19 protein-coding genes are annotated in these 25,166 nt (G+C 46.6%); 5 read left to right on the forward strand and 14 right to left on the reverse strand.

Annotation, left to right across the window (positions count from 1 at the left end):
* Positions 1-201: 201 nt before the first annotated feature.
* The 6 genes from A3KS_RS0103510 to A3KS_RS22280 all read right to left on the reverse strand — a co-directional run bounded on the left by A3KS_RS0103510 (position 202) and on the right by A3KS_RS22280 (position 11,425).
* Positions 202-678, reverse strand: a complete 477-nt coding sequence (locus A3KS_RS0103510) for a GNAT family N-acetyltransferase (RefSeq protein WP_051355629.1) — start codon at positions 676-678, stop codon at positions 202-204.
* A gap of 110 nt (positions 679-788) precedes the next feature.
* Entirely contained in the window at positions 789-2,129 is a 1,341-nt protein-coding gene (locus A3KS_RS19900; RefSeq protein ID WP_051355630.1) for an MFS transporter, read from the reverse strand.
* Positions 2,130-2,238: 109 nt separating this feature from the next.
* Positions 2,239-2,862, reverse strand: a complete 624-nt coding sequence (locus A3KS_RS0103520; RefSeq protein ID WP_026393739.1) for a TetR/AcrR family transcriptional regulator — start codon at positions 2,860-2,862, stop codon at positions 2,239-2,241.
* Positions 2,863-3,063: 201 nt separating this feature from the next.
* Positions 3,064-9,771 (reverse strand): non-ribosomal peptide synthetase, encoded by a 6,708-nt coding sequence (locus tag A3KS_RS0103525; RefSeq protein WP_026393740.1) that lies wholly within the window; start codon positions 9,769-9,771, stop codon positions 3,064-3,066.
* 78 nt (positions 9,772-9,849) lie between these two features.
* Positions 9,850-10,494, reverse strand: coding sequence for a 4'-phosphopantetheinyl transferase family protein (locus tag A3KS_RS0103530; RefSeq protein WP_026393741.1), 645 nt, complete (start codon positions 10,492-10,494; stop codon positions 9,850-9,852).
* A 322-nt stretch (positions 10,495-10,816) separates the two neighbouring features.
* Positions 10,817-11,425, reverse strand: a complete 609-nt coding sequence (locus A3KS_RS22280; protein WP_026393742.1) for a TetR/AcrR family transcriptional regulator — start codon at positions 11,423-11,425, stop codon at positions 10,817-10,819.
* 179 nt (positions 11,426-11,604) lie between these two features.
* On the opposite strand from A3KS_RS22280, the gene A3KS_RS0103540 reads away from it, so the two are divergent.
* Entirely contained in the window at positions 11,605-12,870 is a 1,266-nt protein-coding gene (locus tag A3KS_RS0103540; RefSeq protein ID WP_026393743.1) for an MFS transporter, read from the forward strand.
* Positions 12,871-13,010: 140 nt separating this feature from the next.
* Positions 13,011-14,240 carry a multidrug effflux MFS transporter gene (locus tag A3KS_RS0103545; RefSeq protein ID WP_035355096.1) on the forward strand — a complete coding sequence of 410 codons (1,230 nt, stop codon included), beginning with the start codon at positions 13,011-13,013 and terminating at the stop codon, positions 14,238-14,240.
* A 73-nt stretch (positions 14,241-14,313) separates the two neighbouring features.
* On the opposite strand, the gene A3KS_RS0103550 is transcribed toward A3KS_RS0103545, so the two are convergent.
* From A3KS_RS0103550 to A3KS_RS0103585, 7 genes are all read right to left on the reverse strand, one after another.
* Positions 14,314-14,796, reverse strand: a complete 483-nt coding sequence (locus A3KS_RS0103550) for a flavodoxin (RefSeq protein ID WP_026393745.1) — start codon at positions 14,794-14,796, stop codon at positions 14,314-14,316.
* A gap of 68 nt (positions 14,797-14,864) precedes the next feature.
* Entirely contained in the window at positions 14,865-17,801 is a 2,937-nt protein-coding gene (locus A3KS_RS0103555) for a bifunctional diguanylate cyclase/phosphodiesterase (protein WP_026393746.1), read from the reverse strand.
* 41 nt (positions 17,802-17,842) lie between these two features.
* Positions 17,843-19,303, reverse strand: coding sequence for an extracellular solute-binding protein (locus A3KS_RS0103560; protein WP_026393747.1), 1,461 nt, complete (start codon positions 19,301-19,303; stop codon positions 17,843-17,845).
* A 293-nt stretch (positions 19,304-19,596) separates the two neighbouring features.
* Positions 19,597-20,145, reverse strand: coding sequence for a DUF6144 family protein (locus A3KS_RS0103570; RefSeq protein ID WP_026393749.1), 549 nt, complete (start codon positions 20,143-20,145; stop codon positions 19,597-19,599).
* Between the two features lie 177 nt (positions 20,146-20,322).
* Positions 20,323-21,153, reverse strand: coding sequence for an AraC family transcriptional regulator (locus A3KS_RS0103575; RefSeq protein WP_035355100.1), 831 nt, complete (start codon positions 21,151-21,153; stop codon positions 20,323-20,325).
* 15 nt (positions 21,154-21,168) lie between these two features.
* Entirely contained in the window at positions 21,169-21,675 is a 507-nt protein-coding gene (locus A3KS_RS0103580; protein ID WP_026393751.1) for a GNAT family N-acetyltransferase, read from the reverse strand.
* On the reverse strand, positions 21,676-22,128 hold the full coding sequence (locus A3KS_RS0103585) for a DUF3795 domain-containing protein (protein ID WP_026393752.1): 453 nt from the start codon (positions 22,126-22,128) through the stop codon (positions 21,676-21,678).
* A gap of 200 nt (positions 22,129-22,328) precedes the next feature.
* Here A3KS_RS0103585 and A3KS_RS0103590 point away from each other — a divergent pair, with 200 nt between their 5' ends.
* From A3KS_RS0103590 to A3KS_RS0103600, 3 genes are all read left to right on the forward strand, one after another.
* Positions 22,329-22,910 carry a TetR/AcrR family transcriptional regulator gene (locus A3KS_RS0103590; protein ID WP_026393753.1) on the forward strand — a complete coding sequence of 194 codons (582 nt, stop codon included), beginning with the start codon at positions 22,329-22,331 and terminating at the stop codon, positions 22,908-22,910.
* 24 nt (positions 22,911-22,934) lie between these two features.
* Positions 22,935-23,693: an alpha/beta fold hydrolase gene (locus A3KS_RS0103595; protein ID WP_026393754.1), complete on the forward strand. Its 759-nt coding sequence runs from the start codon at positions 22,935-22,937 to the stop codon at positions 23,691-23,693.
* Positions 23,694-23,819: 126 nt separating this feature from the next.
* A complete protein-coding gene (locus tag A3KS_RS0103600) occupies positions 23,820-24,536 on the forward strand; it encodes a DUF4386 domain-containing protein (RefSeq protein WP_051355631.1) in 717 nt (238 codons plus the stop codon).
* A 3-nt stretch (positions 24,537-24,539) separates the two neighbouring features.
* Here the strand turns inward: A3KS_RS0103600 and A3KS_RS0103605 are convergent, their stop codons facing one another.
* Positions 24,540-25,130 carry a Crp/Fnr family transcriptional regulator gene (locus A3KS_RS0103605; protein WP_207637740.1) on the reverse strand — a complete coding sequence of 197 codons (591 nt, stop codon included), beginning with the start codon at positions 25,128-25,130 and terminating at the stop codon, positions 24,540-24,542.
* Positions 25,131-25,166 lie beyond the last annotated feature (36 nt).

Here is a 25,166-nt window from a genome sequence, read left to right on the forward strand (position 1 = left end):
TTAAATTTCTTACAAATAACTAAAAGCTAGCGTTCATTAGCTTTATTATAGCTAGTGAACGCTAGCTTGTCAAGTTATGTTTCGAAAATTTATTTTGATCAGGATATCTGCATCGCCTTCATCAAGCTGATTTTTTCATACCGATACGCCTTCCTTGACAACCCCATTTAAAATCAAATCAAGCTACTCTTTTATTTCTGCTTATTTTTCCTTTTGATATACCCCATTGGCTTCATCAAAAAGATAGCCATTGGCTAACAAAGCGTTGCAGGATCCCCGGTTCTCGGGTTCCGGCTGAACAACAATCCGTTTTGAGTCTGAAAGCCTGAAAATCATTTCAGTCAGTAATTGAACGGTCTTTTTGCCATACCCTTTGCCTAAAAATTCCCTTTCGCCAATGAGATAGTCAATGCTGTAGGTGCCGGTCTGCGGGATATGGGCATACCATTCTTCTTTGGCATCGAGACATTGGTAAAACTGGCCGAATCCGATGGGCTTTTCTTCCCACTCGACAATGAAGTGGGTGATCCATGAAAAGGTACTGTCTCGCAATGTCACTTCCTCCATCCAGTCTTCCGGCTCGGTATACCATTTTTTGACATGGTCTTTTTTAAACCACTCCTTAAATACAGGCAAGTCACTATCTTCAAATCGTCTGAGTTTTATTTTTTCAGTCACCGTGTGTCACCTCCCTTGCTCAAGAATAGTCGATTTCATTCCGGAAATCAACTGTTAAGTCATCTTCTGCTTAGTTGTTTTTTTATTCTAACCTCATCATAAAATCCTTGCTACCTAGATTCCATCATCCGCTCATCTGCTACAGCCGTCGCTTCCAGGGTTCTGACACTTCTTAACCGGGCTACCACGATCCCAACGAAGGCCAATCCGATTCCGGTGATAATGATCAGCAGAGCATTGCCTCGGCCAGCCCCATAACCGATTACTGCACCAATGCCTGTCGCCAACGCGGTATTTCCCTGCATTAGGGGTTCAAAGACCAGATCTGCTAAAATGCCGGCAGCAATAAATGCCAGGATGTACCCCATCTGGGTAATCAAACTGATCAAACCAAAGGCCCGGCCCTGAACGCGATTGTCCAGATTGGTGCGAATCAGCACCTCGGCGCCAACCTGGATGGCTGGCATAAAAACAAACATCATAAATCCAAAGCCGGCGATCAGAACCAGATTTTCACTGATCCCAATCAGGGCAAAGAAAACCCCGCAGCCAAATAATCCGATCGATAACATCCCTACATAGGATTTTGGCTGCTTGACCATGCTGATGCCGATACTTCCGACCATCATCCCCATGGCAATAACCGTAGTCAGAATTCCCAGCTCCCGTTCACCAGCAATGGCCAGAACCAGCGGCTTGCTTAACATCTGCACAAACCCCAGACAGAAGGTGGCAACCGTCATGATGATAATCATCGTCATGATGCCCTTTTTTCCCCGGATGGCGGTGATGCCATCGCTGATTTCACAGCGAAACCCCGAACTGATCACTGCGCTTTTTTTGCTGACCAATCCTTTTCTGACAAATACGATAATTAGTACCGTGGTAAAAAAAGTCAGCATATCCAGCATAATCAGGGTGCCAACCGTTGTCACCTGCAACATCAGGCCGGCAATTGCCGGGGAAATCAGCAGCTTGGCACTGCCCGCGAGCTGAACCATGCCGCCGGCCCGGGCAAAGTCTTTTGCGGGCAGAAGATCAGTAATGGTGGCCTTGAAAGCCGGTTCTGTGAGAGCTGAGAACACCGAGCTGAGTCCAACACCCATACAGATCACCACCAGCGGTGGGTTCGGATTCATCACCGCTACCAGACAGATCAGCAGTGACAATCCCGAAAACAACTCACCCAGAATCATCATCAGCCGTCGATCATAACGATCAGCCAACACCCCGCCCACCGGTGCCAGCAATATCGCTGGCAGAAAAGCGCAGATGGCAAAAACCCCGGTGGCGCCCACCGATCCGGTCAGCTTTAAAATATAGATCGCCAGCCCAAAATCAGTCAAGCCACTACCGATGCTGGAGATAAAGGCACCAACCACTAGGATTATAAATTTATTCATGGCGGTGTTCTGCTTTGCGACGCCCTTAATTGTCCGTTGTTGTTTCATTGTGGTTCCTCCAATTTTCTTTATTTGTTTCTTCATTCATCAACCATCGCCAATCGACTGTCGGTCGGTATATGGGCAAAAAAATTTTACAAATGTCGCCCAGTTTTAGTTAGGCAAACATTTGTAAAAAGTCCTTTAGCTCTCCTGCTCCGGTTCCCAGCATTCTTTCCATATTGGCCAGAAAGCCCTGGATCTTTGCCGGATACTCGGTCATCCCCCAGTCCATAATATTGCAGTCAAACAACATATGGCCCAGCAGTAAAATCGACTCAATCGTTTCCCGGGGATAATCCAGATGAAAAAGATCGGCTGCTACGCCTTCGGCCACCGCAACTTCCAGTAGCGGGGTCATCCGCTTAAGCATGGTTTTGGTGTATAATTGTTCGAGTTTGGCATTGTCGACCTTGTGCATTTCGTCCCTGATCTCCTCTGATCCTTCAAACTCCGGGGACTGGGCCATAATTGCCATCATGATCCGGTTGATCAACGGTACCGATTTGTCCTTCAGAATCTGCTCGGCCCGTTTAGCGCCTTCTTCGACAATATCCAGAATGATGGCTGCCAACACCTCTTCTTTGGAATTGAAATAATAATAAAAAGTACCTTTAGCAATGTCCACAATTTTCAAAATATCATTCACCGTGGTCTGTTCATAACCCTTGGTGACAAAGAGTTCCCGCGCTACCATCAGGATTTCCTGTCGGCGGACTTCGCCTTCTTTGACCGTCTTCATTGAGCACCTCCTGTTTTGCCGACCATCGGTCGACAGTTAGATAGTAAAATAAATCTTGCTATCTGTCAAGATTTATTTTTAGAAAGCTATCGGTATGCTGCAAAGAAAAGCCGTGGATTCGGCTTTTCCCCAGTTACAACTATTTTCTGCAGCAGTCCATTTCATAGATAATCGATAAGTAAAATAGCACGATCTCTTTGCTTAATTCTCGTCAACATCAAAGAACCCCAGCCCATCCAGGGCCGCAATCGATTTGTGCATGTAGGTTTCGTTGGTAATCGGCCAACTGTGCTCGATCCGGTACAGCACTTCGGTGGTGAAGCGATTTTCGGGATCAATCGGGTAAACGTTGTTGACAGTGTCGCTGGTCAGGTAGACAATCAGCCCGGAAATGGCCGGGGCCACCTCGGCATCGGCCATGCCGGCCTGAAGGGCGGCGCCGAAATCGGCGTCAGAGACCACCGCAATGTTAAAGCCGTAGGCGTTCATTTCGGCCAGCACGTCGGCCATATAGACGGTATGGTTGTTGTAGGGGTGGAACACCGTCAGCTCACGGTTGGTCTGGGACAGCTTCAAAATGGCGTGGGCGGTGGTATCAATCGGCGAAAACTCGACCGCCTGACTGAGCGCGCTGACGGGGAACTGGCCGAGAATCTTATAGCCTTTGAGGCCCCGCATAAAGCCATTATGGAGGAAGTTGATCTGGAACTCGCCATCGCTGTTGCGGCTCATCAGGTTACCAACCCGCATGATCTTGGCGGCTAAGCCGGCCTCGGCGACAGCGGCCAGCACCGCCCGTTCGGCCAGAAACTTGGAATGAACATAGGCGTTTTCGAGACTCTGGTCAAAGTACAGCTCGTTTTCGCGAATCCGTTTGTCCTGGGGTGGGGCGCCGTTGATGCCTTCGCCGGCGATGCTGACGGTGGAGACCTGAATCAGTTGCTGGCCGGTTTTGAGACACAGCGCAATCAGGTTTTCAACCCCGCGGACATTGATCTTTTCGAGGGTATCATCGGCGACGAAATGCTTGACGCAGGCGGCGCAATTAATAACGGTATCAGCGGCCACCGCCTCCAGCGCGGTGAGGCTGTCGGGATTGGTGATATCGCCTTCGACACAGAAGATCCGGCTGCCGAACAGCTCATCGTAATCGCGGTTGAAATAGTAGACCAGCATCGTTTTGATCCGCTGTTCCAGCGACCGGGCCTTGCCCTTGCGGATAAAGCAGGTCACCTTGCCGTCATAATGATCGAGGAATTCTTTGAGAATATGAGTCCCCAAAAATCCGGTGGCACCGGTTAAGATGATATCGCCCAGCGGGCTGGTCGCCAGGCTGGCCAGATTGGCTGCATCGTTGGCGGCCAGCACTGGGGTCAGCTTCTGGTAGTCAAAGTTTTTGATCACGTCGGTCGGGTCAACGGTGGCGGCGACGTGTTTTTCAATCAAGGCCGCCAGCTTCTGAATCGTTTTGTACTCAAACAGATCGGCATAGGCCAACGGAATCTGCTGACTCAAACATTTCATCGCGACCTTTGTGGCCGAAATCGAGGTGCCACCGATGGCAAAGAAATCGTCCAGCACCGAGACGGTGTCGAGGCCCAGTGTTGACGCGAAAATTTCCGCCAGTTGTTTTTCCAGCACGGTTTCCGGAGCCAGATAGTCGGCCGTCTTGATGCCGGTTTCGGGCTGGGGCAGGGCTTTTTTATCGACCTTGCCGCCAGGGGTCAGGGGCATCGTTTCGAGCAGCACATAGAAGGTCGGAATCATATATTCGGGCAGCTGAGATAGCAGCAGATGGTGCCAGACCTTGGGATCAATGGCTTCTGCGGGCCCGGTGTAGTAGCCAACGATATATTGGTTGCCACCCTGTTCCAGCACCGTCACGGCAGTTTCTTTGATCCCCGGGTGGGCCAGCATCGCCCCTTCAATTTCGCTGAGCTCAATCCGATAACCGCGGATCTTGACCTGGGAATCAATCCGGCCGATGTATTCAATCAGGCCATCGCCGCGCCGGCGGACCATATCCCCGGTGTGGTACAGTACCTGATCGTCAGGTCCACTGGCAAAGGGGTTGGGCACAAAAGCGGCAGCGGTTTTTTCGGGCAGGTTGTGATAGCCGCGGCCAATCTGGCGACCGGCATGACAAAGCTCGCCGGGTCGTCCCACCGGCACCGGATGGAGCTGTTCATCAACCACATAGGAACGGACATTGATCAATGATTTGCCGATCGGGATATTGCGGTATTCCCGGTCGACGTTGAAAATCGTCGTTTCGACCGTGCTTTCGGTGGGGCCGTAGGCATTGACGACGGTATAGGGACGATCGTAATAATGCTTCAGTTTTTCGCCGCCGACGACGATATGGGTCAAGCTGGAGTCACCGGTCATATTGTCGATAATGATTTCGCCCATCTGGGTCGGAAAGACAGCCACGTTGATGGCTTCATCCTTCAGGATCTGGCAAACCTTGACGGCATCCTTGCGGTCGGCTTCGGCAAACAGGTAGAGTAGCGCGCCGTTGGCCAGATAGGGGAAGATTCCCACCACCGAGGCATCAAAGCAGAAGCTCGAATACTGGGCGCAGCGGGTTGCGTCGGTGACCTTTTGGTTGATTGTTTCATTAAAAATCAGGTTGCTGAGATTATCATGGCTGATCATCACACCCTTGGGTTTGCCGGTGGAGCCGGAGGTATAAATCATATAGGCCAGATCTTCGCCCTCGGGTTTGCTGGCCTGCCAGCTTTTATCCGGCTGGTGGGAGACCGCAGAAATGGCACCCAGATTAATGGTCTGGTTCGGGAAAAAGCGGGTCATCGCCTGAAATTCATCGACATAAAGCAGAATGTCGGCGGCGGAATCCTCCAGCATATAGCGGATCCGGTCTTCCGGGTATTCGGGGTCCAGCGGCACATAGGCGGCACCAGCCTTCATCGCAGCGATGACGCCGATGATAAACTCCCGGGTCCGACCGGACAGTACCCCGATAAAGTCTTCTTTCTTAACGCCGGCGGCCAGCAGCTGGACGGCCAGGGCATCCGAGGCGGCATCGAGCTGGGCATAGCTGATGCTACCCTTACGATCCTGAACCGCCGGGCGATCCGGGTATTGGGCCGCGGCGGTTGTGAACAGATCGACAAAGGTGTGGCCGTAAAAGCGGGGATCATCGACCATCTCCCGGTCTTCATCAAAGAGCAGTTTAATCTGATCCAAATCGTCGGTAACCAGAGCCTGTTCGGCGGCCAGGGCGAGATTCTCAAGCAGGGCGTCGATGGAGCTGTCTTCATAACGATTACTCTCGAAGGTGGCCCGGAAATGGTAGCGGCCTTCGCGGATTGAGACCTCTACGGAAATCGCTGCGATGACCCCTTCGCTCATCACTTCCAGGGCTTCGGTGGGCCGACCAGCGAGGCTGTCAAACTCAAAATTATCGCCCTGATAGACAAACATGATATCGGCGCTGATGCCAAAGGCCCGGCTGATTTCAGCAAAGGAGTAGATATCGTGATCCATGCTGTCAATCAGTTGGTTTTTGGTGGTGGTAAACAGTTCGCTGGAGGGAACTCCCAGTTGGCAGTAAACCGGCAGGGTTTTAACAAACATCCCGATGGCGCGGTCGGTCCGGGAATCGCTGCGGCCGTTGTAGATGGTGGTAAAGACGCTGTGATTTTTTTGGTTGTAGCGGCCCAGCAGATATCCGAACAGGCCGACAAAAAAGGCGTTGGGACTGAGCTTCCGGGCTTCACAATAGCTGGCCACGGCGGCTACCTCCAGCTGATCCGGGATCAGGCTGACGATGCCCAGAGTTTTTTCGGCCTCGTTTTTGTCCGGGCCGGGTAAAAAATCGGTGTCACAACCCGAAAAAAGATCGGCGTAATAGGCTTGGGCTTCGGGGTATTCAGCCCCGGCCCGGCTCAGTTGCTCGTCCCGGGCGGCGTCAAAACTGCTGTAGCTTTCCGGCTCCAGGGCGGCCCCACCATAGGCCCGGTTGATGTCCTCGATCAGAATCACCAGCGAGGTGCCGTCGCAGATGCTGTGATGGATATCAATAAAGAAATAGTTACCGTCCCGGGTCTGGAACAAGGACGCATTGAACAACCGCCCATCAATCAGTTTAAAGGGCGTGACCAGCTTGTCCTTATCCAGATAATCGCGGATCCGCAGGGTAAAGGGGCTGTCATCCCGGCGCCGCTGCATAATTTCACCGTCATCGTCCATAAAGAAGCGGGTTTTAATATAGGCATGGGCCTCAATGGCCGCTTCAACCGCAGTTTTCAGCCGGGGCAGAGCAACATCGGGATGAAGTTTAAACAAGAACGGGATATGATAAAGCAGTTCCTGCGGTTTGGCCATCGATTCAACAAACAAGCCCATCTGGGTTTGGGTCAGCGGGTAGGCATCCAGTTTGGCCGTGACGGTGGCCGGAGCGGCGGCCGCCGCGGTCATCAGAAAGGCTTCCAGCTGGGCGACGGTATTGTGGGCCTTTAAATCGCGGCTCTTGACAACCACCTCAAAAAGCTGGGACAACCGCACGTTCAGGGACACGGTGCCGATGGAGGTTAACCCGGCTTCCTGCAGATCAGTATTGATGCCGAACTGATCATGACCGAGAATTGCGGCAACACAGTCAAAGATCTGCTGCTGGGTCGGGTTTTGCGGTGGGGTCAGGTCCATCTGCTGCTTGACCGGCAGCGGCAGGGCCTTTTTATTGACCTTCATGTTCTGGTTCAGCGGAATCGCCTCCAGTTGCATCGTCACTGCCGGCACCATATAAGGCGGCTTTTCAGCTTCAATAAAAGCGTTGAGGGCGGCAACGTCAACCGGGGTATCAGCCACCACATAGGCGACAATATATTTAACGCCACTGGGATCATCATAGGCGACGACGGTGATGTCTTTAATGCCCGGGAACTGGCGGATCACCGCTTCAATTTCGGTCAGCTCGACCCGGAAGCCGCGGATTTTGATCTGGGCATCCCGGCGGCCGACAAATTCAATATTGCCGTCAGGCCGATAGCGGACGATATCGCCAGAATAATAGATCCGGTCATAGGGGGCCTGATCATCAAAGGGGTTGGGACCAAAGGCCGCGGCGGTGGCATCGGGTCGGTTGAGGTACCCCCGGGCGACGTGCATCCCGGCAATACACAGTTCCCCGGGCACGCCAATCGGCACCTGCCGCTTATAACGGTCGAGGATATAGATCTTGACATTATCCAAGGCCTTGCCGATGGGGATATTGTCATAGTCGCCGTCGACCAGAAAACTGGTGGCAATGACGGTCGTTTCGGTGGGGCCATAAAGGTTGTGGAAATGGTAGCGGGGTGGGTGAATCGTCGCCAGTTTTTCGCCCCCGGTGGACAGGTGCTTAAGCGAATAATTGGTGATCGTATCGGCAAACTGGCGGCCCACCTGGGTGGTCATAAAGGCATGGGAGATCTTGTTCGTCTCAAAATAGTCATTGAGCCGCAGCAGATCGAGGCGGATCTCATCGGCAATGATATGCAGGGTGCCGCCGACGGTCAGCACCGGATAGGTGTCCATCATACTGGCATCAAAACCAAAGCTGGCGTAGGCCGCTATTCGGGCGCGCTCATCGAGATCATAGTAACGGTTGTACCAGTGGCAAAAACAGACCAGGTTACGGTGTTCCAGCATCACCCCTTTGGGGGTTCCGGTGGAGCCGGAGGTGTAGAGCATAATAAACAGATCCTCGGGCCGGGGATCTTCGAGCAGCGTATCGCTGTCGGGCAGGGCCTTGATATCCTTAGTCAGGATCACCTGACCGGCGTAATCCGGCACCAGCCCCAGCAGTTCGGCATCGGCAATCATCAGCCGGGCCTGGGTGTCGTTAATCATAAAGCTCAGCCGCTCGCTGGGATAGGACGGATCGAGCGGCTGATAGGCGGCACCGGCTTTGAGCACCCCAATCGAAGTGATCGTCATCAGCTCACTTTTGGCCAGCAGAATCGGGACAATGTCCTCCCGGCCAATGCCCAAGCTTTTGATATGTTTGGCCAGCCGGTCGGTCACGTCATCAAGCTGCGCATAGGTAAGCCGGACCTCCTGATAGACCAGGGCAATATTGTCCGGGATCTGACGGGCCTGGTTGCGCAGCATATCGACCATCGTCAGGCTGCTATCGTAGGCCACCGCGGTACGGTTAAAGGTCTCACAGCGGAGCCACTCGGCCTCGGAAATCAGGGCGATCTCAGAAAGCTTGGGAGCCGTCAGAAAACCACCGATGCTCCGCTCGATCAGATCGACCAGACTGAGGATGGTTTCTTCCTTATATAAGTCACTGCGGTAGTGTAGAGCCAGGGCAAAGCTGTCGCCCTTGGGTCTGACCTCTAATGCCAGATGGGCGTGACCGAGATCAGTGGCCGCCGGGGTTTCATTAAATACAAAGCGCAGATCGGCGCTGAGATCCAGCTCCCGGGTCATCTGGAAAAAGGCCCAGTGATGATGGTCGAGGGTCTCCTGATAGTTACTCTGGACCGCCGCCAGGTATGCGGTCAGCGGGAGCTCTTCATCGATCTTAAGATGCAGCGGCAGGATTCCGTCGGGGTTGGGGGCTGGCTGGAAACACAAAACACTTTCGTCCTGGCCGCTGAACTTGGCCAGGGTATAGGCGAAGGCCGCTAAAAAAAGCACCTCCGGGCTGATTTGGGCGGTACTCAGTAGGGCCGTGATCGCCGCCGGGGCAAAGAGTCGCGACCAATCGCTGCTGATCGCGGCATCGGGGGCGGCCGTCCGGCTGAGGTGCTCGGGGAAGTCATAAATCGGGTGGGAATCAATTTCCAGTCCAGCAAAAATAGCAGTGAAATAATCACGGCTCTGGTTGATCAGGTTTTGCTGGTCACTGGTTTCGGTTACAGTCGCATCGGACTGGCTAATGTTAACGTTTTTCATGTAGAGTCGTTCCTTTCCTGAATATGAGATTGAGTATTGAATAGTTTGCGATGTATCTAATTTAGGGAATAAATATGATTAAAGAACGTGTAGTTCCGGCTCTGGTAGTCCGCCTTTAGTACAAATAGCCAGTTTGTAGTTTTCAAATACCGTTGTGTTATAAAACCCATAGGGCATTAATATGTTATCTACATAAACCCGAATTTCATCCTCCAATACAATTCGAAAAGCATCCAGAGACAGTTTAAACCCCATTCCGGTAGCTTTCATATAGCTTTCTTTTAGTACCCAGTAATCAAAAAAAGTATTTAACGGGTCGTCGGATGCTATAATATCCTGGTACTCAGCGCCATAAAAAAACTGTCTGGCGATTTCAAGATCAATCGGTACTCGCTTTTCCACATCAACGCCGATTTCCCGACTAGAAAATGAACAAATGGCCAAGTTTTCAGAGTGCGAAATGCTAAAAAACAGCTCCGGATATTCGCAGATATAGGGTTTCCCATCTTCGTGACAAGAAATAGTTATTTGCTGTTTCCCGAGACCATAGTCAGCAAGTCCAGCCTGAAAAACCAGCCCAGCGGCGAGGCTCAGTTTTTTGTCTTTTTTTAAAATAAGTTGGTCAATTTTTTTCTGACGAGCCAAGGGTTGGGTATGATAGCGATCCCAGAAGAGGGATTCATCATCAAGGAGCTCGGTTTGCATCAAGTAGGTCGCACTCATTTCTGATCATTCCTTTTTAAGCATTTTTTCTAATGTAAACACCAGTCTAAATTATTAAATTTTACCACTTGAAGAATTTAATGTAAAGTAAATCCCTGTCAATTGTGATAACAGAACAAGGTTAAGCGATCAGCCAACGATCCGAAGTCTGCCCAGATCATCAAATTCTGAGTTGTCGTTACAGAAGAAAATCCTAGAACGTCAATTTACTCCTATTGCCCAACTCTTCAATGAACTGAAATATACGTCCGTACAAAGAACTGACAAGCACAGCTTTTACCTTTCTAGGTATTCATTATTTCAGCGGCCTCTTGATTCTTTATTAACTGCCGAATAGATACCAATAAACAATTTGTGCCAATTGCTCTTCATATTCTCTTTTATCAACATCCTCGAGTAGTTTTGACATGAGTTCCGATGTTCCCTGAATTATAAAATAAGCCATCTGGGACATTACCAGGGGATTGGCGGTTCGCTTTATTACATGGGGACTGTCTTTGCAGAAGTCATAAATTTCGGTCATAATTTTGTTATAGAAAACTCCGATAATTTCGCCTAATTGAGGATTTGCCTGGAGAATACTGTCAAAGTCCTGGAACATAACCCGATTTTCATAGGCATGATCCATGCCAGTATGAACATAGTTAACAATAGTAGCTTTGGCACGATGTGGATGTTCATTGAGCTTTTTTGTCAATTCACATAAATCCGCATAATTTCTTTCCAGGTGCATAATCATAATCTCCTGAAAAATACTCAGTTTATCGGGAAAATAATTATAAAAACTGCCGGTTGCAACATCAGCCTCTTTGGCAATTTCTTTGGTATTCGTATGGTAATAGCCCTTCTCATTAAACAATTGTCTTGCGGAATCAAGTATTTTTTTGCGATTCACAATCGTTCGTTCTTGAATTTTCTTTTCTTTCTCCATTATTCTAACCCCATCTATTCTTTTAACATGTTCCGTTCTTTCTTAAGGATAGTATGAAATCGGTCATTTTGCAAGATCTTGTTAAAAATGAACTATCGTTCATTTTTTTATTGACAATTGTTTTATAAGCACCTATACTTGTTATAAAAGTGAACTATAGTTCATTTTTGGAGGTTGACATGAAAGCAGAAAAACTATTTAATAAAAATTTCGTTATTATTGGTATCGGACAATTCATCAGCATGTTTGGCAATTCAATGCAGCGCTTCGCCTTTTCACTTTACATCCTTGATCTCACCGGCTCTGCCGCGGTGTTTTCGCTGATTATTTCGCTATCCATTCTTCCGGCCATTTTTCTGGCCCCGATTGGTGGCGCGATTGCCGACCGGATGAGCAAAAAACGCATGATGGTTATCCTTGATTTTTGTTGCACCATTATCCTTTCTTTGTTCGCTGCTTTTATTTATGGCAATGACCAGCAAGTTCTATGGATTGGAATCTTGATCTTTACTTTGTCTATTATTAACAGTGTTTATGAACCAACCGTCCGGGCCAGTATCCCCAGCGTCATTGCCCCTGAGCATTATACTGCCGGAAATAGTATGATCAGTCAGATCAGTGCCTTAACGATGTTACTGGGGCCTATCTCCGCCGGCTTTTTATATGGGGTCTTCGGACTTAAGGTTATTCTGATTATCAATTTGATCAGTTTTTTTGTTTCCGGTGTGATGGAATTGTTCTTAACCATCCCTTTTGAAAAAGCCGAAATGGCCGCCTCTCCGATTGTGACTTATGCCAAAGATATTGAAGCCACACTAAGATTTCTGTCTCGGGATAAACCCTTTGTTTTATATATCCTATTTATTGCCGCCGGCATCAATCTTTTTATGACACCACTTTATACGGTGGGCGTTCCCTATGTTGAAAAGATTATTCTGGGTGTATCCGACCAACTTTACGGCATCTCTGAGGGCATACTGGGAATTGGTATGATTGTCGGGGCCATCTTCTCAACCACCGTTGCCAAGTATAATCCTTTTGAAAAACTGCATCGGCTCTTTATCTTCATGGGCGTTGGTATTCTGGGGATGGGTTTATGCCTGACTCCGTGGGTATTGAACAGTGACCCAACTCATCTGACCGCATACAGCTGGTTTACCTTTTTTGGATTTATTCTGATGTTTTTTGTTGCCAATGTTAATATCCAATCGCTGACCTTTATTCAGCTCCAGGTTCCCCAAAACCTAATGGGCAAAACGATGGCCCTGACCACGGCTTTAGCCACTGCTTTTATGCCGATTGGTCAAATCCTTTTCGGACAGATCTATGATCAATTAAATTCTGGTTTAGTTGGCATCTATGTGATCATCACCGGCCTGACCTTTGGCGTGGCAAAAATCCTCCATCACATGAATGACTGTCGCTTGGATACAGAACAAGCCTGAATATTTTAACAGGAACCAATCCGACTTTTTTATCTCTACCTATCGGTATAATTACTTGAAATATAATCTCTATGCATTATAATATTAAATAGGGTTAATATATAATACCCCACTTAAAATTTATAGGAATGCGAGAAGCTATGAAAAAAGAAACAACCACTTCTAACAAAAGCTCCAGTGGACAAAAATACCTGGGCGATCGGGGCCTACTGATCTTCCTGGTTTTTTTAAGCGCTTTTGCTCCACTATCTACCGATCTTTATCTACCAGCCCTACCCACGATGACCACATATTTTAATGTCCCTGAATATCTGACAAATCTGACCCTGATCTTATTTTTCATCTTTTTCAGTGCCGGTATTCTGATTTGGGGGCCGCTCAGTGACAAGTATGGCCGCCGACCGATTTTGCTGGTCGGGATTACCGGCTATGCCATCGCCAGCCTGCTCTGTGCCGTTTCAGGCAGCATTTATCAACTTATTTTTTTTCGGGTTCTGCAAGCCATCGGCGGCGGTTCTGCCAGCGCGGTGGCCACCGCCATTGTTAAAGATGTCTATCACGAAAGAAAGCGGGAAAAGACCCTGGCCCTGGTTCAATCGATGGTCATTATCGTTCCAGCGGTTGCTCCGGTAATTGGGGCACTGCTGCTGACCTTTACCTCCTGGCGGGGCGTTTTTATCATCCAGGGAATATTGGGCGTGATCATCCTTTTGGGTTCCATCATTTTCCAGGAAACCATTGCCCACCGGGGTTCCGGAAATATTCTCCATACTTTAGGACGACTGGGGGTGGTCCTGAAAAACCCGGGCTTTACTTCACTGCTGATTATCTTTTCCCTTTCCAGCATTTCCGGCTTGGCCTTTATTTCATCATCCTCCTACATTTATCAAAATGATTTTGGGACGAGCAGCCAGATTTACAGTTACTTTTTTGCCTTTAACGCTCTGGCGATGCTGCTGGGTCCCTTGATTTATATCAAACTGTCCAACCATTTCAAACGCTTTTCGATTATTAATCTTTGTTTTGGCGTCACCATTTTAAGCGGGCTGGCCATTGTTCTGTTGGGCCAGAGCAATCCCTTCACCTTTGCGTTGGCCTTGTTCCCGGCCACCCTGGCCGGCAGCTGTTCGCGGCCGCCCAGTGCCTATCTGATGCTGGATCAGCAAGCCGAGGATGCCGGTTCAGCCTCCTCGCTGATGGGCTCTTTTGCCACCATCATGGGAAGCTTTGGGATGATTATTATTTCCTTCAACATGGATCATCTGATTCCTGTCATTGGCGGGCTCAACATCATTCTGGGACTGCTTTCCGGTGGATTATGGCTGGCGGTTACCAAAACACCGCTACTCAGTAAAATCAGAGAAGCCTGATTTTTGTTTCCGGCTCTTTTTTTGCAAAGAAAAACTTCCTTATCCAAATTATTGCGGATAAGGAAGTTTTTCTTTATGCTTCAATCAGGGTTCTGATTGTTTCTATTTTTTCATCGATGTGTTCATCCATCTGCTGGAGCGGTTCTTTAAACTGAAACGTGCCAATAATCGTATTGCCATTGAGACTTATCTTCATTTTTTCAAAGCATTTGTCGGCTCCGCCGCCCAGGTGGGTTGCGGTCAGAATTATCTTTTTCCCGGTGATGCTGTAATCGTGAAGAAAGGTATTAAGCGGGGGTGTCCATGTTCCGGCCCAGATCGGTGTGCCAATGACCAGAACCTCATAGTGATCCAGGTCGATGGTCGGGTTTGTCAGTTTCGGCCGTTCGCCAAAGGTCACGCTCTTCCCGCCCCAAAAATATTTACTGATTTTTCCCGTTGGGTATTCCTTTTGAGGAATCAGACGGAATAGATCGACGGCCTCATTTTCGCCAATTTTTCGGGCAACTAAATCCATATTTCCTTCCAGTGAATAATAAATAACTGCAGTGTTCATTTTTTGTCCCCTTTCTGATCATCCTTTGATCGTTTTCCTTATTCGCCAGCTATCAACACCAGGCTGATTCATTTTTGCAAATCTCGAATCTCTTTTCGCAACTGTGGATCGATTATTGAAAATTCAAAGGCCGGCCGCCCCAGATAAAAGCCCTGAGCATAGTCAACGCCCATCTCAATCACGGTGGCCAGATCCAATGGCACTTCAATCCCTTCAGCCACCACCTTGACCCCTTTATTATGACAAAAATGCACTAAATTGGCGACCAGATTTTGTTTGTCCACATTATTGTGGATACCCTGAATCATCTCCATGTCAATCTTAATAATATCCGGCAACAACGATAAAACGCGAATCTCGTTGGAGTAACCGCTGCCAAAATCATCCAGAGCAATCTTCATCCCTTTATTTCGGATATAGCTGATTTTTTTAGTAAGACTCTCGGCGTTCCGACTCTCTTCCTCGGTCACCTCAATGACAACTCGGTTAAAATGCTGACTGTACCGGGTTTCAATAAATAAATGATCTTCTTCATTCATCATCTGGCTGGGAATACTATTGATAAATATTTTGCGCTCACCAATCTGCTGAGAATGCTCATCAATGATCTGAAATGCCATCATAATAATCATCCGTTCCAGCTGAGCCAGTTTTGACTGGGCCGCCGCAACTGCCAGAATTTCAGTGGGATTTTTGAAGTTGTTCACTAGTGGCCGCATCAGTGCTTCATAGGCATAGATCTCACCAGTTTTCAAATCAACGATGGGTTGGAAGGCAAAACGAATCAGTTGTTCATCCAACAAGCGATTGATCGCCTCCCGATTTTCCAGCAGATAAGACATCTGCTGATAATACTCCCGATTGAATTCAAACAAACGGCCTTTTTCCTTATGTTTGGCCTCATACATGGCAAAATCCGATAGTTTCAGCAGATCCATGACGTTAGTTGCATCCTGGGGATACCAGGCCACTCCCGCTGAGAAACGGATTTGGTTGTCACTGCCATCCGGTGTGGTCAGCAAAATTGACTTGCCATGAACATAGAGATTTTTGATAATCTGTCGGACTTCGTTCTGATTGCCACAGTTATGCAAGTATATGGCAAACTCATCCCCGGATATCCGGGAGACAACACCGCCAAACTGTTCAAAATACCGAAAAATCTCACTGGCCCGAATAATCAGACGATCCCCGACATCATGACCAAACGTATCATTGATATATTTAAGATTATCCAGATCGATGAAAATCATCGCCCCGATTGCCTTCGGTTTTTCGGTAATTCGTCGTGTTGACTCGCGCTTTAAGGCGGTGTTGCTGAACAGGCCCGTCAACGCATCGTAATCCAGCTCATTCGTTAATCGCCGTTTTTCTTCAATGTCCGCAGTCACATCCTGGATCACCCCAACCACCCCGTTGGGTGATTTAGCCTCCAGAATCCGTAGCCACATCTGTTTCTCGGTATAATCATCATAATATTCGTAAATATTTTCCTGATCTTCCAGCGGTTGTCGGGTAAGCTTCTGATAGGAGTCGTTCCATTCCTCCTGAGAAATCAAACTCCCGGGATCCAGGTGTAGCAGCCAATATAGAAAATCGGTAAGAATCACCTGCTTGCCGCTATCCAGAACTTCATAACCGCCAATGGGCAATAAACTCAGTTCCAAAATTTTAGAGGTGGTCTTGGAAACATTCATCAATCGCTGATTCAATAATTGCAGGGCCGCGGTCAGGTCATCAACCTCTAACATCCCGGTTGGCTTGAAGTGAATTTCGTCATGGGGTGAAAGCTCCCGAACATATTTTGACAAACGGGAAATCTTACGGGTAAAAAAGTAGACCAACACAAAAACTGCTGAAAATGCCAGGATCGTAGTCAGCACAATACTATAAATCAGCTTTTCCCTTACTGATGCCGAGTTTTCTCGCAATACATCGCTGGGCACAAAACAAGCCAGGGTCCAGTTCTGATCCGCAAAGGGTGAATTGTCGCTATAGACCTTCAACTCCCGGGCTGAAGCAACCATTGTTCCCAACTCTCCCAGTTCAGTTTCAAAAACACCTTCATTTTCCAGTGCTTTCAGTTTCAGTTGCTCCCCGTTCTTTAAATAGGTTTCTGCCAGTACCCCACTGGGAATAAACCAGTCAAGATCTAAGGTCTGATCGGTCATTCCCGCAATCACGTAAAAGCTGTTATGATAAAGGAGATCGGAATCCGGCAGATAGTGTTGGGAAAAATAGGGCATATCAATCTCGATTCCAACCACTCCATAACCATTCCCGTTTTCATCCAGAACCGGCATGGTATAGCAAACAACCTGCTGATTGTCTTTTAATAGATCCCGGGGCGTAGTCCAATAGCCATAACGTTCCATTTCAGAATTTTTAAACTGGGTGCTGGCCCAGATTGGTTTTTCATAAAAATCAAAATCCCCCGCTTCACCACCTGAACGAATATCCAGATTCCAGCGAATACTAGTCGCCATGGTGTATTGTTTGGAAACAGCGATAGGACCAATTTCCAGCAAATAGTTTGATGTTACACCACTATCCGGGGTGGTGTTGCGAATATATACCGCCGAATGAGCGGATGGATCGCCCTTGTTTGAATTGGATCCATTTAAAACAAAAAACGCCCCCGTTACACGATTCTCTTTTAAGATTGATACCAATGCGTCGCTGGCCAGCAAAGCCGTCTCATTATATGCCGAATCGCTTAGATACAAACTTTCCGGGGTACTGTCCTGTTGCCGGGCCAATAAAATCAATGCCGCATTTAGTTGTTCAGTCTCATCGGCCACATTGGCAATCGTCTGGCCCATCGATGCGTTAAATGTTTTACTCCGGGTTTCGGTGGTATTGTTCAGCAATCGCACCGCTTCTGCATCCAGCATGAAAAACACCTGGGATACCCATAGGGCAGAGAGTAAGGCAATGCTTTGAAAGGTCACAATCAGTGCCAATAGAATGTTTAACTGTCTTCGGAGGGTCCAGGTTTTTTTCATGATAATTTCCTTATCGAAATAGAATAAATTTTTGCGCTGTCTTAATTTTCAATATAAGGGATGCCGGACTCATTAAGTTGGCTGCGAATCGCTGTCAGCCACTCTTCAAACCGGGCATTCAGATCCAATGCTGCTAATATTTCCGCTTCTGACAGCCCCTGTTCCTTTAATGCCGTGGCATTTTGACGTCCTGACTGGCCCATCGTCGTCAGCGATTTTTCCAGGGTGGACCGGACCTCATAGCTTCCTTTAAACGGTAAAGAGGCGTAAGTATCCCGCTCCATGATCTGATTCAGGGCAATGTCATAAACAGCTGCAACATTTTTTTCGGCGGTTTCGCCAGCTCGAAGATCTTCCAGGGATGCTTTAAATTCAGCATTTTCATAAGCGCCAGATTGGACCGGCAGATATCCGGTGGTCATCGCAAACTCAATATTCTGAGCTTCTGAGGTAAACCATTTTAGAAAAACAGCGGCTCCTTCCTGCTTTTCGGGAGTGGAGTTCGCGACACTCATACCCGCACCCTGCTGAATTGCATAAGGGCTGCCCCCTTCAAAGACTGGGTAGGATAAGGCCAAAAAGTCGATCGGCAGCTGGGTATTATCTTTTTCAATCCAGGTTGGAAAATAGGCAGCCCCTGATGACGAACCCACGTAGGCAGTCAGATCACCAGCTTTAATATCGTCTGAGCGGAATTTCCCCACCGCATTGAAATAGCCCAGACTCATACCGCCATAGTAAGTGTCAAAGATCTTTTTCATCACGGCCCGGTTTAACACCACCTGCTGGTTTTGGCCATCAATGACTTCAACCCCTAATTGTTTATTGCCGATAATAACATAATTGGCAACCGAATCAACGCCCATCAGGCTTTTCCCATCCCCGCTGCTTTCTGGTGTCTGGGCGTCAGTCCATTTGTAATAGGCCTGCGCTGCCGCATAAACCCCTTCCCAGGTACTAAGTTTTGTGGCATCCTGACCATTAGCCGCAGCAAATTCATTCCAGGCGGTTTCATTAACATAAAGCAGTTCCGTGCTTTTTACAATTGGCAGGATTAACAGCCGCTCACCATCAAACTGGCCGTCGTTTAAAAATTCTTCCACATACAGAGCCTGTTCTGCTTCGCTGAAGTAATCGTTTAAATCACACAGCTTGCCAAGTTCGTCAATTTCCAGCGCCTTATCGGGATAGCAGGAAAACAGATCCGGCATGGCTTCTGCATTAACAACCCCTTTGGCAGCATCAGTGACTGCTTTTTCCAATTCAGTAACACTGCCCTTAGCCACGGCATTGACCACTACGCCCTTTTCGGAACCGACACTTTTGTTAAAAGTATCCACCGCTGTTTCCAGCGCAATCTTATTATCCCCAACATAATAATGCCACAAGGTGATGGAAACCGGATTTTTAGGATCCAGGGCTGTTTTTTCGCCTGCCGAACAGGCTGTCAACAACATCAGCACACTTAAAAATAGACATGCCAGTTTAATCTTTCTTTTCATTCTTTCCCGTTACTCCTTTGCATAATAAATTCCTGTCTTTTCCTGAATATTCTATCAGAGGTTTGCCTCAATGGAAAGAACTATTCCGCAAATAACGGGATTCTCACAATCTAACGATTGAAAATCATTTCAAATCAATTCGATTCCTTTTCTCAATCTTCTTTGACTTTTGCATAAACCTGCCACCCCCTTCAAAAAAACAAGAGCCAATGCTACATTTTTACTTGCAGCACCAGCTCTGGCCAAAATTCTGGTTATAATCTTCGGGATTTCTTCAAATGATGCTTCGATCTTTATTTCCAGATATCTTTTCCGGGAATAATCTTCATCAGACATTTATCATCGCCCATTTTGACGCTTTTTAGGAGCTCCACCGCAACTTGACACTGGAACGCTTTTTCGAAAAGCACCTGACTGTAACCGGTGGTGCATTGACACCAGGTAGCAGTCTCCAGGCGTTCAACCCCTTCCAGCATCGGACAGGGGCAAAAAGAAAACTGCAGATAAAGTTCCCCATTGTCACAAAAAAGCCCCGCCGCCTTGGCCTTATCCAAGTTTCCGAATTCTTCCAGACTCGCTGATGCGACAACCAGCTCTTTTAGCAGCGCCAATTTTTCATCCAAGCCGTAACCGCACTGACAGTTTCTCCTGATCTGCACAACGGTGTCCTGATCGAACTGGTTTTCCAGCCGTTCCATCGTCGCTTTGACCCATGCCGGATTATCCTCTTTTTTTTCTGGTTCATCCGAACCAAAAACGATTGCTTTGGCAACGTCCTCATTGCTTTTATCTTTGACCGCCTGATAAATGACCTGTTCCTGAATTTTTCTGATATCAAACATATTAACATCCTCCGTCTTTGTTTTATTATATGACCCGCTCAAATCATTGTTTGCTGTAACTTTTCGACTTAAAGATTTTCAAAAATTAAAAACAGACCTCTTTTAAACCGATCATTATCCCTTGTGATAAGTATCATTATAAAAGAAAGTCTGTGTCATTACTTCTGAATTCTTGCGCTATTTAACAGGGATGCACAAATCCATGATCACCTGGCTGTTTTTTCTGTCCATCTGGCGATAAATATTAAACCCATAGTGTTCATCCATTTCATAACCGCTGTTTGGCAGCCAGATATTAAAGATGCCCTGAAGGGTTTCATAGATATCCTTGATCCGGCCATCAAAGCGGTAAATCGCAAATTTTCCACCCTCAATGGTGGTGATATTCGCGAGCGGGCAATTCACCTCGACAGTCATACAAAGATCATACAAACATTGGCCGACCCTGGTAATGGCGGGGNCATCGTAAAAACGTTCAATTAAAAGGGTATCGGTTCTAAGATAGGCTTGATACTTCGCCGTAAAGGCTTCCCACTGCGCTCCAAGATCACGGTAATTCCCCAGATACCGCTCATAGATCACCCAAAAATCCGCCAGTTCCTTGATCTCAATCTTCTGATCGTATACCTCAACGGACTGAAATCGTGCCAGCTGATTGGGAAGATACGGGTGGGGGGCTGATCTGGCATTGACCGCTTTGCGAAATTCCGCCGGAGAAAGGTGATGGTGCTTCTTAAAGGCGGTACTGTAATTGGATGAACTGTAGCCATAGGTGATCCCAATATTGGTAATTGATTTATTCTTGCCAAGCTTCATTTCAATGGCACTTTGTTCCATTCTTTGACGCTTGATAAAGGCGTAAACACCTTCACCGGTTTCAGCTTTGAAAACCCTGCAAAGATGATACTTGGAAAGGTGACAATAATCTGCCACGTCTTCGATGGTGATTTCCTCGCTCAGGTTTTTGATAATATATTCGATGGCTTTGCAGACCAATTCGTTCTTCAACTTTCCGCCCGGTCCTTATTCTCTGACTAATGCATATAGTTTCATATCCTCTGTTCGACCATTTTTGAGGGCATTTTTCCTGAGTATTCCTTCCAGTTGGAAGCCCGCTTTTTCAAGAATCCGGCATGACCCCAGGTTTCGAGCAAAAGGTTCGGCAAAAATCCGGATGATATCGGTTGTTTCAAAAATGAGTTCGCCGATCTGTTTTACCGCCCGGGTTCCATGTCCCTGTCCCCAATCGGGTTCGGCAATGTAATAACCCAGTTCAGCAGTTTGAAAATGGATGTTATCTTTGCGGAACACACCAATACTGCCAATGACCCGCTCCTCATCGGTGATGGCATATGCAAAGGTTTGGTCTTGATCCGCATCCAGCATGGCCTGAATATATTCTTTTGCATCATCAATGGTATAGGGAAATGGCAGGCCGTCTCGCAGGTTAGCCAGAATTTTCTGGTTGTTCAATATCTCTGAAAGCTGCTGGGCATCTGCCATTTTCCATTTGCGTAGTTTTGTCTTCACTTAAATTTCCTCCTCATTCCAACGGTATCGTTTGTTTGTTCGCAAAATCTCAAGATCACACTGCAGACAAAGCCCGTTATGACAGCAAATTGGTTCACCACATTTAGGGCATGCCCACCGCTTCTTTTCGCTTTTGAGAAAGGCTGCCATCCCATTTTTCTGAAGTGCCTTGAGGTTTTCAATCATGCTCATATGATATTTGGTCCGATAACGCTTATCCAGTCCTTTTAAGCGCTTGCAGGGAAAATCACTGCATTCATAACAAAAACGCACCCGGCCGTTTTTAAGCAACTCACACTGATCGCCCATATGAGTACAGTTTTCACCTCTGGGGATACAGCCAGAACAGTATTTCCGATTAAATCCCTGTTTCTTCAAATCACCTTTTTTCATTTGATAGGCGACACATAAGCTACAATTCATGCCGCAGGGGGCAATCAGATTTTCTTCCATACAAATTACCTCTCTTTTTTTAGAATCTACTGATTTAATTACCGCTACACGCATCGATCAAATACGATAATTTAATGGGATCGCTGTTGATATTGATAATTTTAACATACTAATCACAGCGTTGACAAAGAAATAATCCTGGTCTATACTAATAATATGAATATAAATTAATTATATTCATATTATTAGGAGGTGAACCGATGCCAAAAATATATTCAATCGAAAAACGACAAGAAATAGTAAATCAGCTCATGATGGTTGGCTTGGAACTGATCAGACAGAACGGTATAAAAAAAATGAGTATTCACGAACTTACAAAAAGAGTGGGGATTGCCCAGGGTACCTTTTACAATTTTTTCAACTCTAAAGAAATGCTGGTTTATGCACTTGCTGATTCATACCAGCAAAGCATAAAAGATAAGCTTGAAGAAATCATTCAAACAAAGGGATATCTTGAACGAAATGATTTGCGGGAATTATACAATTGTATGTTTTTGAAAGATGAGCACAATGTCTATCGTTTTTTGACCAGAGAAGATCTTCAGAACTTATCCACCCGGCTTCCCAGCGATTGTCTTTATAAAATGACCGATATAAAAACGACAATGGAAACAAATTTACGCCATGTGCGTGAAAAGAAAGAGCCATATGATCTTGATGCCGTCATTAACTGGCTTCAGCTCATGAATCTCACCATCCAAAACAAAGATATCTTGGTAGAAACCGGGATTGAGAAAATCATCCTTCAGCTGATCGAAAATATGTTAGATGAATTATTTTAGCAACCCAAGAAAGGAATAACAAATATGAAATTTTATGAATATGGGGATAAAAATTCACCCTCGATCATGCTTATTCACGGTGCCGGTTGGTCCTATTGGCTATATTTACAAGAAGCCCGATTATTGCAGCATAAATACCGTGTGATCTTACCAGTAATCGACGGACACGGCGAAGAAGCCGAGGTCCCTTATACCTCTACTGAAAACATTGCTGATCAGCTGCTCGATTATATTGACCACAACACGAATGGCCATCTTTTCGCCCTCAGCGGGGTTTCTTTGGGTGGACAGATCGCCATTGAACTCTTATCAAGACGAGTCGACCTTGCCAAAAAAGCAATTATCGAAAGTGGTCTGTGTATTCCCCAGCCAGCCCTTTTAAAATACAGTCGCTTTGTCTATAAATATTTTGGCAAATGGCTGTTTTCAAAAAGATTTAATCAGTGGGCCCTGACAATACTTCCTAAACAGATGCATTTACCTGATGACATTGCCGAATTATACTTGCGAGATATTCCAGCCGTTAAGGTTGAAACAATGAATCAGATTTTTGAAACCTATTATAAATATGAACTGAAAGACAGTTTGAAAAACAGCCAGAGCGATATCATTTACTGGTATGGCAGTAAGGAAATGAAGTGTATTAAAGCGTCTGGAGCACTATTCCAAACTACTGTTAAGAACTGTCAATTAATTGAATTACCGGGCTATCGTCATTCCGAAATCAGCGCTTATCATCCCGAAGAATGGGTGCAACGAGCTGAAGAATTTCTCAATCGTTAAAAACCGCGAGCTCCGAAACGTTTAATTGTTAACTTGAAAATATTATCCACTCTTAACTTAAGTCAATGAAATACGATATCTGCTATGATAAGATGCTTCCATCCAAACAAGGAGGTAATGAGTTAAGTGTTTAAAACAGAAATAATATCGCCAAGAAAAGCTGCTGTCATCGTTGGGGTGGCAATGCTGATGATTATAATATGTGCCGGATTTGCCTTTGGATTTGCTCACTCCAGCTTGGTTATAGTAGGGGATGCTGAAACAACCGTGAGTCAGCTTCTGGGAAATTTGCCTCTTTTTCGGGCTGAGATTTTCAGTTGGTTTCTGATTCTTGTTTTCGATATTATTATTGCCTGGGCGATATCCATTTTTATGAAACAAATTGACACACATCTGGCTTTACTCGGCGGCTGGTTTCGATTAAGCTATTCCGTGATTTTAGGTGTCGCCATATCAAATTTACTTCTAGTATCACTTTTATTAAGTGACCCTCTTTATTCAGCATTTGCGCAAACCAATCAATTGACTGCTCAAGTCACGCTGTATCTCAATGCCTTTGATTGTGTCTGGTCGCTGGGATTAATTGTTTTTGGTCTCCATTTGTTAATCATTGCTTATCTGATTTTAAAATCAGACTTTATCCCCAAATTCCTGGGGATCCTTTTATTAATAGCCGCTTTAAGTTATGTTCTGATTCACTCAATGTATTTGTTTCTGCCCCAATATGAAACCGCAACACAGCTGATCGAAACGATTTTAAGCCTACCAATGACCGCCGGTGAATTGGGTTTTGGACTCTGGCTGTTGATAAAAGGTGGCAAGACAGCCCCTAAAAGCAATTAAATCCTAGCAATTGCTGTCCTGGGATAACCGCTTCTTAATTCTACTCAGCGATTCCGGCGTTATTCCAAGATAGCTTGCCAGTTGATGTTGCGGCACCCGATTGATCAATCCCGGTCTTTGTTCTGCTAAACTGCGATACCGCTCTTCTGGGGTTTCCGCTATGAACCTGGCACTGGCATCCTGAGTTTCGCCAAAACTCAGTTCCAACATGGATCTTGTAATATTTTGGAGCGCCGGAAATTTATTATACATTTCTTCTTCCGAAGCCATATCGCCAATCAGCACGGTGGTATCTTCGACACAGGACAGCGAATAATCCGAAGGCCGTCTTAGCTTATAGCTTTTAAACATCGTTACAGATTGTTCCTCGGTAAAAAAATTATTGGTTACTTCTTTGCCATCCTCCCCATAGCGGTATTGTCTGATACAGCCATTCAAGACCAGATAACACTTACTCGAAATCTCACCTTGCCGCAGCAGGATTGTTCCTTTTTGATAGCTCACAACCACCATATCTGCAATGATTTCCGGTAATTCCGCTTTACTAAAATCAGTATATTTCTCCATAAATTTTATTAAATAGGGATCCATCATCTTCGTTCCTTTTCATCTTTTTGTCCATTCTTTCAA

The sequence above is a fragment of the Acetobacterium malicum subsp. dehalogenans DSM 11527 genome, from assembly GCF_000472665.1.
Classification (GTDB): domain Bacteria; phylum Bacillota; class Clostridia; order Eubacteriales; family Eubacteriaceae; genus Acetobacterium; species Acetobacterium malicum.

Excerpts from the sequence above, each read along its gene's own strand:
- A3KS_RS0103530 (WP_026393741.1), bottom strand. The coding sequence starts at position 10,494 with ATGAGTGCGACCTACTTGATGCAAACCGAGCTCCTTGATGATGAATCC.
- A3KS_RS0103520 (WP_026393739.1), bottom strand. The coding sequence starts at position 2,862 with ATGAAGACGGTCAAAGAAGGCGAAGTCCGCCGACAGGAAATCCTGATG.
- A3KS_RS0103570 (WP_026393749.1), bottom strand. The coding sequence starts at position 20,145 with ATGTTTGATATCAGAAAAATTCAGGAACAGGTCATTTATCAGGCGGTC.
- A3KS_RS0103555 (WP_026393746.1), bottom strand. The coding sequence starts at position 17,801 with ATGAAAAAAACCTGGACCCTCCGAAGACAGTTAAACATTCTATTGGCA.
- A3KS_RS0103550 (WP_026393745.1), bottom strand. The coding sequence starts at position 14,796 with ATGAACACTGCAGTTATTTATTATTCACTGGAAGGAAATATGGATTTA.
- A3KS_RS0103605 (WP_207637740.1), bottom strand. The coding sequence starts at position 25,130 with ATGATGGATCCCTATTTAATAAAATTTATGGAGAAATATACTGATTTT.
- A3KS_RS0103595 (WP_026393754.1), top strand. The coding sequence starts at position 22,935 with ATGAAATTTTATGAATATGGGGATAAAAATTCACCCTCGATCATGCTT.
- A3KS_RS0103560 (WP_026393747.1), bottom strand. The coding sequence starts at position 19,303 with ATGAAAAGAAAGATTAAACTGGCATGTCTATTTTTAAGTGTGCTGATG.
- A3KS_RS19900 (WP_051355630.1), bottom strand. The coding sequence starts at position 2,129 with ATGAAACAACAACGGACAATTAAGGGCGTCGCAAAGCAGAACACCGCC.
- A3KS_RS0103585 (WP_026393752.1), bottom strand. The coding sequence starts at position 22,128 with ATGGAAGAAAATCTGATTGCCCCCTGCGGCATGAATTGTAGCTTATGT.
- A3KS_RS22280 (WP_026393742.1), bottom strand. The coding sequence starts at position 11,425 with ATGGAGAAAGAAAAGAAAATTCAAGAACGAACGATTGTGAATCGCAAA.
- A3KS_RS0103545 (WP_035355096.1), top strand. The coding sequence starts at position 13,011 with ATGAAAAAAGAAACAACCACTTCTAACAAAAGCTCCAGTGGACAAAAA.
- A3KS_RS0103590 (WP_026393753.1), top strand. The coding sequence starts at position 22,329 with ATGCCAAAAATATATTCAATCGAAAAACGACAAGAAATAGTAAATCAG.
- A3KS_RS0103540 (WP_026393743.1), top strand. The coding sequence starts at position 11,605 with ATGAAAGCAGAAAAACTATTTAATAAAAATTTCGTTATTATTGGTATC.
- A3KS_RS0103525 (WP_026393740.1), bottom strand. The coding sequence starts at position 9,771 with ATGAAAAACGTTAACATTAGCCAGTCCGATGCGACTGTAACCGAAACC.